Origin of the sequence: Variovorax sp. OK212 (assembly GCF_900112425.1) — a bacterium.
GTDB lineage: Bacteria > Pseudomonadota > Gammaproteobacteria > Burkholderiales > Burkholderiaceae_C > Variovorax.
On record NZ_FOLP01000011.1, the window covers coordinates 108,065 to 119,025 of the forward strand.

At 68.8% G+C, this 10,961-nt stretch carries 10 protein-coding genes; 2 read left to right on the forward strand and 8 right to left on the reverse strand.

Features of this window, described 5'->3' with window-relative positions:
* Positions 1–39 precede the first annotated feature (39 nt).
* Genes BM004_RS26680 through BM004_RS26715 form a run of 8 tightly spaced genes read right to left on the reverse strand, consistent with a single transcriptional unit; the run spans position 40 to position 7,900 of the window.
* Entirely contained in the window at positions 40–1,089 is a 1,050-nt protein-coding gene (locus BM004_RS26680; RefSeq protein ID WP_093218075.1) for a tagatose 1,6-diphosphate aldolase, read from the reverse strand.
* A gap of 8 nt (positions 1,090–1,097) precedes the next feature.
* Entirely contained in the window at positions 1,098–2,051 is a 954-nt protein-coding gene (locus tag BM004_RS26685) for a PfkB family carbohydrate kinase (RefSeq protein ID WP_093218076.1), read from the reverse strand.
* 1 nt (position 2,052) lies between these two features.
* Positions 2,053–3,117, reverse strand: coding sequence for an ABC transporter ATP-binding protein (locus tag BM004_RS26690; RefSeq protein ID WP_093218078.1), 1,065 nt, complete (start codon positions 3,115–3,117; stop codon positions 2,053–2,055).
* 12 nt (positions 3,118–3,129) lie between these two features.
* Positions 3,130–4,104: an alcohol dehydrogenase catalytic domain-containing protein gene (locus tag BM004_RS26695; protein ID WP_093218080.1), complete on the reverse strand. Its 975-nt coding sequence runs from the start codon at positions 4,102–4,104 to the stop codon at positions 3,130–3,132.
* Between the two features lie 10 nt (positions 4,105–4,114).
* Complete coding sequence (locus tag BM004_RS26700; RefSeq protein ID WP_093218081.1) at positions 4,115–4,927, reverse strand: carbohydrate ABC transporter permease; 813 nt, start codon at positions 4,925–4,927, stop codon at positions 4,115–4,117.
* Positions 4,928–4,940: 13 nt separating this feature from the next.
* A complete protein-coding gene (locus tag BM004_RS26705; protein ID WP_093129349.1) occupies positions 4,941–5,828 on the reverse strand; it encodes a carbohydrate ABC transporter permease in 888 nt (295 codons plus the stop codon).
* Between the two features lie 16 nt (positions 5,829–5,844).
* Complete coding sequence (locus tag BM004_RS26710) at positions 5,845–6,588, reverse strand: SDR family NAD(P)-dependent oxidoreductase (protein WP_093218083.1); 744 nt, start codon at positions 6,586–6,588, stop codon at positions 5,845–5,847.
* Between the two features lie 4 nt (positions 6,589–6,592).
* A complete protein-coding gene (locus tag BM004_RS26715) occupies positions 6,593–7,900 on the reverse strand; it encodes an ABC transporter substrate-binding protein (RefSeq protein ID WP_093129351.1) in 1,308 nt (435 codons plus the stop codon).
* Between the two features lie 197 nt (positions 7,901–8,097).
* Between BM004_RS26715 and BM004_RS26720 the strand changes: the two genes are divergently transcribed.
* Both BM004_RS26720 and xdhA read left to right on the forward strand, forming a co-directional pair.
* Positions 8,098–9,120 (forward strand): LacI family DNA-binding transcriptional regulator, encoded by a 1,023-nt coding sequence (locus tag BM004_RS26720; protein ID WP_093129352.1) that lies wholly within the window; start codon positions 8,098–8,100, stop codon positions 9,118–9,120.
* A gap of 213 nt (positions 9,121–9,333) precedes the next feature.
* On the forward strand, positions 9,334–10,959 hold the full coding sequence (xdhA, locus tag BM004_RS26725; protein WP_093218085.1) for a xanthine dehydrogenase small subunit: 1,626 nt from the start codon (positions 9,334–9,336) through the stop codon (positions 10,957–10,959).
* The last annotated feature ends 2 nt before the right edge of the window (positions 10,960–10,961 follow it).

Genomic DNA, 10,961 nt, shown 5'->3' on the forward strand with positions numbered 1-10,961 from the left:
GCGCCGATTGTCCCGTGCGCGTTTGCCCCGCGCACGCCGTCAGGCATACGCCGCGCAGAGCTCGCCTTCGGCCTTCATGGCATCGAAGGCGCTGTAGTCCGCATGCCAGGCGTTGCCCGCGCGCAGCGTGAGCGCTTCCAGCTCGGCCAGCGTGGCGCTGCCGTCCTTGCGCAGCTGCTCGGCGCACAGCGCGAGGTCGGGGAAGTTCTGCAGCGCCTGCCACCACACCGCGCGGCCGGCCAGGAAGCCGTGCGCGCCCGCGGCGTAGGCGTACTCCATCACCCGCACGAACTGCGGCGAGGTCACGCCGGCCGACAGCATCACCCACGGAATGTCCGCGCCCTTGCAGATGGCGCCCATCTGGTCGAACCAGCCCTGCGCGGCGGTGTGCGCCGCGCCGCCGTCGCGCGCGGGCAGGGTGGCGCCGGGCAGCGGGCTCTCGAGCTTGAACAGGTCGACGCCGTACTCGGGCCTGGCGAATTCGCGCACGCTCTCGATGACCAGCTCGGGCATCTTCTCTGGCGACTCGATGTAGTCCACCGTGTGGCGCTCGCTCTTGGGAAAGGGGTACACCAGCAGCTCGAGCACCAGCGGAATGTCCCACTGGCGGCATTCCTCGCCGATCTTGCGCACGTAGTCCTGCTGGTGCGCGAGCACGTCGGGCTCGGCATCGGGGCGGTACCACGCCAGCACCTTCACGCCGTCGCCGCCGGCGCGCTTGATCTTCTCCACGCTCCAGTCGTTGATGGAGTGCGACAGCCGGCCGCCGGGCGTGTCGCGAAAGCGGTGGTCTTCGAGCGTGACGACCAGGCCGGTGTGCGCGGGCAGCTTCTGCAGCGCGGCCGGGAAGGCGTAGTTCGGGTCGAACAGCATGGCGCTGGCGTGTGCACCGAGCGTGTCGACCAGCGTGCGCTTGACGTCCACCATGTCGGCAAAGCTCACGTCGGCGGGCGCAATGCCGCGCTTGGCGCCGATCAGCTGCGCAATGGGTGGGCGCTGGTCGAGCGCGACCATGGTGAAGTGGCCTTGGGGCGTGGCCATGCGGCGCATGCCCCATTTCTTGCCGAGGTTCAGGGCAGGTGTTGTCATGAGAGGAATCACTCCTTGATGGAATCGACGAGGGACATCGCGGTGGCGAAGTCGGGCACGCCGGCGCGTCCGCCGGGTCGTGTGCACTTCAGGGCCGCCACCGCGGCGGAAAACTGGAGGGCGCGGCGCACGGGCCAGCCGGCGCCCAGCGCGAAGGCGAACGCGCCGTGGAACACGTCGCCGGCGCCGGTGGTGTCGACGGCCGTCACCTCGAAGGCGGGCAGCGCGTGCAGCCCGTCGGCGTCGGCCCAGCGCAGGCCGTGTTCGCCGAGCGTGACCGCGGCCAGGCGGCAGCCGCGCGACAGCGCGAAGTTCAACTGCGCGTCGACCGAGCGCGCGCCGGTGGCATAGCCGGCAAGGCCGGGTTCGGAGAACACGGCGTGGTCGGTGTGCGGCAGCAGCATGTCGAACACGGCGGCATCGGCCACGTCGCCGTCGAGCACGGTGGGCAGGCCGCGCTCGCGCGCCGCGCCGAACAGCGCCAGCGCGCCTTCGGGCCAGCGCGGGTCGGCCAGCACGGCGTCGGCTTCGGCCAGCGTGGGCAGGGGCAGCCATGCGGGTTCGGCGGGCAGGCCGGCGCCGCGGAAGTTGACGATCATGCGTTCGCCGCGCGTGTCGACCACGATGCCCGAGAGCGACGAGCGCGCCCCTTCGAAGAGGCGGAAGTGCACAACGTCGACGCCGAGCGCGGCGAGCTGCGCCTTCATCTCGTGCCCGGCGCTGTCTTCGCCGGCGCGGCCCCAGAACTGCACCGCCGCGCCGAGCTTCGCGGCGGCCGCGGCCGCATTGGCCGCCATGCCGCCGCCGCCTTCGCGCACGTCGCCAGCGCGGGTCTTGCCGCCGCCTTGGGGGAGGGTGTCGACCTGCCAGGTGATGTCGAGGGCGGACAGGCCGAGACAGACGACGCGCGGGGCCGGGCGTTGCGGGTGTCGCGGGTGGGGCGGAGGGTGCGAGGGCGTCATTTCAGCATCGCAGCACGGCACCGTCGGTCGTGCCGAACAGGTGGCTCTTGTCCATGTCGAAGGCCAGCGTGATCGTGTCTTTCGGCCGCACCTGCAGCTCGGGCGCCACGCGCGCCACATGGCGCTTGCCGCCGCGATCGAAGTACACCAGCGTGTCCGAGCCCAGCGGCTCGACCACGCTCACCTGCACGCGCAGGCCGGGCGCATCGGCCGGCAGCACCCGCATGTGCTCGGGCCGCACGCCCAGCACCGCGGGCCCGGTCACGCCCGCGCAGCGCGCGGGCATGGCGAACAGCGTGCCGTCGTCCATGCGCACGTTGCCGGCTTCGGCCTGCACGTCGAAGAAGTTCATGGTCGGCGAGCCGATGAAGCCGGCCACGAACTGGTTGGCGGGCGACTTGTAGACCTCCTCGGGCGTGCCGAATTGCTGCACCACGCCGGCCTTCAGCACCACGATGCGGTCGGCCATGGTCATGGCCTCGACCTGGTCGTGGGTCACGAAGATCATGGTGGTCTTCAGCTGCTGCGAGAGCGCCTTGATTTCGGTGCGCACCTCGCCGCGCAGCTTGGCGTCGAGGTTGGACAGCGGCTCGTCGAACAGGAACACCTTCGGGTTGCGCACCATCGCGCGGCCCATGGCCACGCGCTGGCGCTGGCCGCCCGACAGCGCCTTGGGCTTGCGCTCGAGGTAGGGCTCGATGCGCAGCATGCTGGCGGCGCGGTCGACGCGGCGCGCGATCTCGTCCTTCGGCGTGTTGCGCATCTCCAGGCCGAAGCCCATGTTGTCGCGCACCGTCATGTGCGGGTAGAGCGCGTAGTCCTGGAACACCATGGCGATGTCGCGCTGCGCCGGTGCCACGTCGTTCACGCGCGTGTCGCCGATGAAGAGGTCGCCGCTGTCGATGGGCTCCAGGCCCGCGATGATGCGCAGCAAGGTCGACTTGCCGCAGCCCGAGGGGCCGACGAAGACCACGAACTCCTCGTCGCGGATCTCCAGGTCGAGCGAGGGAATCACGGCCACGTCGCCGAAGCGCTTGACCAGTCCGTTCAGTCGGATGGACGCCATGCCTGTGCGTCCTCAGGCGAAAGCCAGCAGCGGCTTCACCAGCTCGCCCGCCACGAAGCGCCCGAACATCTCGGGCAGTTGCTCGATGCCGAACTGCGCGTCCACCAGCTTGCGGTAGCGCGCCTTCTCGCCGCGCAGCAGCTCCACGTTGAGCGCGAAGTCGCTCTTGGGGAAGTAGAAGGTGCGCACCATGTAGAAGTCCTTGCGGCGGATGGCCTTGTTCTCCTGCACCGGCCAGGGCTTGTCGCTCTCGCCGATGAGAATGAGCACGCCGCGCGGCAGCACGATCTCCATGCCCAGGCTGCGCGCGGCGTGCGCGCCGCTGCACTCCACGATCAGCTTGAAGCGCTTGCTGGCGTCGCCCACCGGATGGCGTTTGGCGCCGAACGACTCGGCCAGCTGCAGCCGCTCTTCCTTCAGGTCGGACACGTACACGTCGGTGTAGCCGATGTTCTGCAGCGCGATGAGCGCGCCGATGCCCACCGGGCCCGCGCCCGTCACCAGCACCGGGCCGGTGGTCTCGGGCGGCACCAGCGGCTTGACGAAGCGGATGCCGTGCGCCGCGGTGCCGATGGTGTCCAGCAGCAGCGGGGCGAGCTCGTCCTCGATGTCGTCGGGCACGGGCAGCAGGCACTGCTCGGGCACGGTCAGGTACTCGGCGTAGCCGCCGGGGCGGTTCCAGCCGACCAGCACCGACTCGTTGAGGCACATCTGCGTGTCGCCCGCGCGGCAAGAGTCGCAATGGCCGCAGTGCACCGGGATGTAGACCAGGCAGCGCTTGCCGTCCAGCGCATGGCCGGGCTGCTGCACCACGCCGAAGATCTCGTGGCCGGGCGTGAAGCTGGCGCCGTTGAACCACAGCTTGGTGTCCGAGCCGCACAGCGCGGTGCGGCGCACGCGCAGCAGCACCTCGCCCGCGCCGGCAACCGGCATGGGCGCCTCGCCGATGGTGATGTTCTTGTCGCCGTGAAAAATGGCAGCTTGCATGAGGAGTCTCCTAACCTTTGACGGCGCCCATGGCCAGGCCCGACACGAGCCTGCGCTGGACGATGAATGCGAGGGCCAGCGGCGGCAGCGCGATGAGGGTGGCCGCCGCCATGAGGGCGCCCCAGTTCGACGCGCCTTCGCCGATGAAGTTGAACGACGCCGCAATGAGCGTCTTGGTGTCGCCGTTCGACAGCACGAGCGCGAACAGGAAGTAGTTCCAGGAGAACACGAACGACAGGATCGACGACACCACCACGCCCGGCATGACCAGCGGCAGTGCAATGCGCCACAGGATGCGCGGCACGCTGCAGCCGTCGACCTGCGCGCTTTCGAGCACGCTGCGCGGAATGTTGTCGAAGAAGGGCAGCAGCACCCAGATGACGATCGGCATGGTGATGGCCGCGTGCGTGAGGATGAGCGCCCAGTAGCTGCCGATCATTCCGGCCTCGCGGAACATCACGTACCACGGCAGCAGGAACAGCGTGCCCGGCGCCATGCGCGCCAGCAGCGTGACCGTGGCCGGCCAGGTGATGCGCGTCCACGAGACCGCGAACGCCGCCGGAATGCCCAGCAGCAGGCCGATGGCGGTCGAGCCCACGGTGATGACCGTGCTGTTCCAGGTGTAGTGCAGGAACGGCGTGCTGCCGAAGAGCGTGCGGTAGTTCTCCAGCGTGGGCGAGAACATCAGCTTGGGCGGGTAGGCCGTCACTTCGGCCGAGGGCTTGAAGGACGACAGCGCCATCCACGCGATGGGCAGCAGGATCAGCAGCGCCACGAAGGCGATCTGCAGCAGGTTGAGGCGTTGCACGAGCTTGTCGTTCACGGCGTCTCCCGTTTCACCACGCCACGCGCTTGCGCGCCTGGGTGAGCACCATCACCGCGCCGAGCACGATGGCCGACAGCGTGATCATCAGCGCGCTCGAGTAGCCGATCTCGAACAGCTCGAAGCCCTTGCGAAAGCCGTAGATGTTCAGCGTGTTCGACGCGTTGCCCGGCCCGCCCTGGGTGGTGATGTAGATGATGTCGAAGAAGCGCAGCAGGTCGACGCTGCGCAGGATGGCCGCCGTGACCAGCGTGGGCATGAGCAGCGGCAGCGTGATGCGCCAGAAGGTCTTCCAGCGCGAGGCGCCGTCGATCTGCGCGGCCTCGTACACGTTGGGCGGCAGCGACTGCAGGCCGCCCAGCACGATCAGCGCGACGTAGGGCGTCCACTGCCAGGTGTCGATCATCGCGACCGTGGGAATCACCCACACGGGCGAGGCCAGCCAGTCGGAGCGCGGCAGCCCCACGGCCTGCAGCAGGTAGTTGGCGGCGCCGATGGACGGGTCGAGCACCACCAGCCACATCATGCCGACCACCACCGGCGGCAGCACGAAGGGCGAGATCATGAGCGTGCGCACGATGCCCGACAGCTTCTTCGAGCCGTGCAGCAGCAGCGCCACCCAGGTGCCCAGCACCAGCTGCAGCACCAGCGAGAGCACATACAGCACCAGCGTGATCTTCAGGCCGTTCCAGAACTCGCCGTCGGCCGCCATCTCGACGTAGTTCATGCCGAAGTTGAGCTTGGGCTTGCCGCCGAAGCTGTACTCGTGCAGGCTGAACCACACGGTGTAGGCGAAGGGGAAGGCGATCATCGCGGTCGTGAAGATCACGGCCGGCAGCGAGAGGAACGCGAGCTGGCCGCGCGTGCCGATGGATTGGCTCGGTGGGCTGGATTGGCTCATGCGTCGCCCTTTGCCTTCAGCCCGCGAGGAAGCCGCCGTCCACCGCGAGCACGGTGCCGGTCACGTAGTGCGCCGCGGGCGACGCCAGGAAAACGGCGCTGCCCGCGATGTCGCCGGGCTGCGCCCACTGGCCCAGCGGAATGCGCGAGCGGATGCGCTCGTAGTGCGCCTGGTCCTGCCGGCCGGCCGCGTTGATGGCGGTCTCCACATAGCCCGGCGCGATGGCGTTCACGCGCACGCCGCGCTCGGCCCAGGCCAGCGAGAGCGACTTGGTGAGCATCACCACGCCGCCCTTGCTCGCGCAGTACGCCGGGATGAAGGGCAGCGCGACGAAGGCGTTCATCGACGCCACGTTGACGATGCTGCCCTTGCTCTTTTCCAGCAGCGGCAGGCTCGCGTTGCACAGGCGGAAGGTGCCGGTGAGGTTGACGTCGAGCACGCGCTGGAAGGTCTCGATCTCGAACTCCTTGAAGCGCGCGAGGATGCCGGCGCAGTTGACCAGCGTGTCGAGCCGGTCGAGCCCGCCGACGAAACCGGCGACCTGCGCGTCGCTCGTCACGTCGAGCGTGCGCAGCGAAAGCTCCGGCGAAATCTCTTGCACAGGCGCCAGCGAACTGGCCGCGAGCGCGGCCTCGTCCACGCCGGTGGCGATGACGCTGCAGCCCATCTCCAGGAACGCGCGCGAGATGGCGGCACCGATGTCTCCGGCGCCCCCGACCACCAGCACGCGGTGGCCTGCGGAAAAGTCGAACACGGCCATCGGGTCAGTCTTTGGCGATGAGCGCGTCGAGCTGCTTGTCGGCGTCGGCGCAGGCCTGCGCCGGGGCCTTCTGGCCCAGCAGCAGTTCGGTGGCGGCCTGGCCGATGAAGTCGCGCGAAGCCGGGTTGGCCACGATGGGGTAGCCCACCTCCGAGGTGCCGGTGCGGCTCAGCTCGTTGACGGCCGCGACCCATTCGGCGCGCACCGGCTGCTCGTCGGTCCAGGCCTTGTAGCCGGGCGCCTTGGCCACGGCCGCGCGCGGCGGCGCCACGCCGTCGAGCGCCAGCCTGGCCTGCACGGCGGGACTGGTGGCCCACTGCACGAAGTACCAGGCGGCTTCCTTGTTCTTGCTGTGCGCCGACACCGACATGGTCCAGCCGATCACGGTCGGGTGCGAGCCGCCGGGGCCGGCCGGCAGCACGGCGACGGCGGTGTCCTTCAGGCGGGCGCCGCCGTCCATCACGTTGCGCAGCTCGTTGGAAGACTCGAAGGCCATGGCCGCCTTGCCCTCCTTGTAGAGCGAGGAGATCTGATAGAAGCTGTAGTTCACGACGCCGGGCGGGCCGTAGTCCTTCAGCAGCTTGGCGTACAGCGCCAGCGAGGCCTGGCCTTCCTTGCTGCACAGCTGCGACTTGCCGTCCTTCATGTACTGGCCGCCCATGTTGTGCAGGAACACGCTGTACGTGAAGGGCAGGGCGGGCTTCAGGCCGCGCGACACGAAGGGCGTGACGCCGGGCTCGCAGCTCTTGAGCTTGGCCGACACGGCCTCCAGCTCGGGCAGGCTCTTGGGCAGCGACACGCCGCACTTCTGGAACAGGTCCTTGCGGTAGTACAGCACCGGGCCCTCGACGTTCATCGGGATGCCGGTGAGCTGCTTGTCGTAGGTGGCGTCCTTGAGCATGCCGGCGCTCAGGTCGGCGAAGTCGTAGTCCTTGGCGCTGGCGCCCTTCACGAAGTCGTTGAGGTCGGCGTACCAGCCGGCCTTGGCGAACTGCATGCCCTCGCGCGAGGGCAGCGACATGAACACGTCGATCTCGTCGCTGCGCGAGTTCATCACCGTCACCAGGCGCTGGCGCATCTGCTGCTCCTGGTAGGAGTCGACCTTCAGCGTCATGCCGGTCTGCTGCTCGAAGTCGCCCTTGTACTTGAGCAGCGCGTTGGCCACGGGGTTGTTGTTGGCCAGGAAGGTCAGGGTCTTGCCCTGGTGCTTCTTCCAGTTGAACTCCTGGGCGAAGGCGGTGCCGGCGCAAGAAGCCGCGGCGAGCAGGGCGACGGCGCGAACGGATGCCGTGGCGCGAAAGGCTTGTCTCATTTCTTTGTCTCCTGTGACGTGTCAAAGGCGAGGTCATCACAGCGTGCGAATCGCCATGTAACCGTTTACAAAATTATCGGAACGAGGCCCATCGATGTCAACGCGGAGAAAGGCCGTTCACAGGAGAAATTGATAGGGGATTTCCCTCAAAATTGGCTGTAAACGGCTACGTATCGCTTCCTGTAAACTGTTTCATCATGAAGCCGAAATCAGTGGGAATCCGGGACGTCGCCAAGCACGTGGGCGTTTCCACGGCCTCGATTTCGCGCACGCTCAACAACCCCGAGTCGGTGAGTCCCGAGCTGCGCATGCGCATCGATGCGGCCATTGCCGAGCTCGGCTACATCCCCGACGCCGCAGCGCGCGCGCTGTCGTCGCGCCGCACGCGCACCATCGGCGCGATCATTCCGACGGTGGACAACGCCATGTTCGCGCGCGGCATCGAGGCGCTGCAGAGCTACCTGTCGCTGCAGGGCTACCTGCTGCTGCTGTCCACCAGCGGCTACGACCCCGAGACCGAGGCGCGCCAGGCGCAGAACATGGCCAGCCGCGGCATCGACGGGCTCATTCTTCGCGGCGACACCCACACCGACGCGCTGCGCCGGCTGCTGGCCTCGCAGCGCATTCCGTTCGTGAACGTGGGCGTATACCACCCCGACAAGCCCTACGCCTCGGTCGGCGGCAACAACGAGGCCGCGGCCTACCGCGCCTGCCGCTACCTGATGGAGCTGGGCCACACGCGCATCGGCATGGTGGCGGCGATCTCGTCGAACAACGACCGTGCCACCGCGCGCGTGTCGGGCGTGCGGCGCGCGCTGGCGGAAAGCGGCCTCGCGCTCAGGCCCGAGTGGTACATCGAGGTGCCCTACCACCTCGACGATGCGCGCCAGGGCGCGCGTGCGCTGCTGTCGTCGTCGCGCGAGCAGTGGCCCACCGCGGTGGTCTGCGGCAACGACGTGATCGCCTACGGCGTGCTGCTGGAGGCCGAGCGCCGCGGGCTCAATGTGCCGAACGACCTGTCGGTGATGGGCTTCGACGACCTCGAATGGAGCCGCCACCTGCGCCCCAGCCTCACCACCATGCACGTGCCGACCGACGAGGTCTGGACGCGCGCCGGCGAGTACCTGGTCAAGTCGCTGGCGGGACGGCCGGCCGCGCTGCACCATGAGGTCGACGTGTCGCTGGTGGTGCGCGAGTCGACCAGCCGGCCCCGCGCGTAGCGCGGTACGCTCCGCCGCACGGTCTGCCGCGCCCGGCATCACGGGCCATGGAGCGCCATGGCGCAAGAATTGCAGCATCCCCGCAAGGGTTTCCCCGTACGTGGCATACCGACCCCCACATACGCGTTATGGGCGACCCCGTATGCGCGACGCCGGACAAGCCGCTAACGTCCATGACTGACCCACAACGGGTCCCCCACGAGCCCAAAAAGCATGAGCACCGACAGCAGCCACCGCAGCCAGATCCAACCGATCCAACCCATCCGCTTCTTCCATCGCGGAAAGATCGTCGACGTCACCGGCGTCCACCCGACCCGTTCCGTGCTCGACTGGCTGCGCGAGGACGCCCGCTGCACCGGCACCAAGGAAGGCTGCAACGAAGGCGACTGCGGCGCCTGCACCGTCGTCATCGGCGAGCTGGCCAGCGACCCGCACGCGCCAGGCGCCGTCGGCGGGCTGAACCTGCAGACCGTGAACGCCTGCATCCAGTTCCTGCCCACGCTGCACGGCAAGGCGCTCTTCACGGTCGAAGACCTCAAGGGCCAGTGCAAGATCGAAAAAACCGCAGAGAAGAAGCCCCACGCCGTGCACACGCTGCACCCCGTGCAGCAGGCCATGGTCGACTGCCACGGCTCGCAGTGCGGCTTCTGCACCCCCGGCTTCGTGATGTCGCTGTGGTCCACCTACGAGCACCACCAGACCGAAGGCACGCAGCCCACCCGCCAGCAGCTGGCCGACGACCTGTCGGGCAACCTGTGCCGCTGCACCGGCTACCGGCCGATCCTCGACGCCGGCCAGCGCATGTTCGACCTGCCCGCCGTGCGGCTCGACACCCAGCCCGTGGTGGCGGCGCTCACCGCGCTGCAGAACGACGGCCTGGACTACGCCGCCCCGCTCGGCGCGCGCATCGACCATTTCCACGCCCCCAGGACCCTGGCCCAGCTCGCCGCGCTGCGCGAGCAGAAGCCGCGCGCCCAGTTGCTGGCCGGCTCCACCGACGTCGGCCTGTGGGTCAACAAGCAGTTCCGCGACCTCGGCGACATCATCTACGTGGGCGACGTGGCGGAGATGAAGACCATTGAAGACAGAGCCGATGAGCTCTACATCGGCGCCGGCGCCTCGCTCGAATCGGCCTTCGCCGCACTGGTCGAGCGCGTGCCCAGCCTGTCGGACGTGTGGCTGCGCTTCGCCTCGCCGCCGATCCGCCACGCCGGCACCATGGGCGGCAACGTGGCCAACGGCTCGCCCATCGGCGATTCGCCGCCGGTGCTGATGTCGCTCGACGCGCAGATCGAGCTGCGCCGCAGCGACGTGGTGCGCCGCATGCCGCTGCCCGAGTTCTACCTGGACTACATGAAGAACCAGCTGCAGCCGGGCGAGTTCGTGCAGGGCATGGCCGTTCCGCATGCCGCCATGCGCCGCCAGGTGCGCGCCTACAAGATCAGCAAGCGCTTCGACTGCGACATCTCGGCGCTGTGCGCGGGCTTCGCCATCGAGTTCGAGGCCGGCTCGGACACGGTGAAGGCCGTGCGCCTGGCCTTCGGCGGCATGGCCGCCACCGTGAAGCGCGCCGCGAGCGCCGAGGCCGCCATCGTCGGCAAGCCCTGGACGCAGGCCAGCGTGGCCACCGCCAAGCTCGCGCTGGCGCAGGACTTCAAGCCGCTGTCGGACATGCGCGCCTCGGCCGACTACCGGCTGCTGGTGGCGCAGAACCTCATCCAGCGGCTGTGGCTCGAAACCCGCGCCGACGACGCGCTGTCGCTCGAAGAAACCAGCGTCTGGAGCGTGATGCCCCACGCCACCTCCGCCACGACCCCGGCCACGGCCGCAGGAGTCTGACC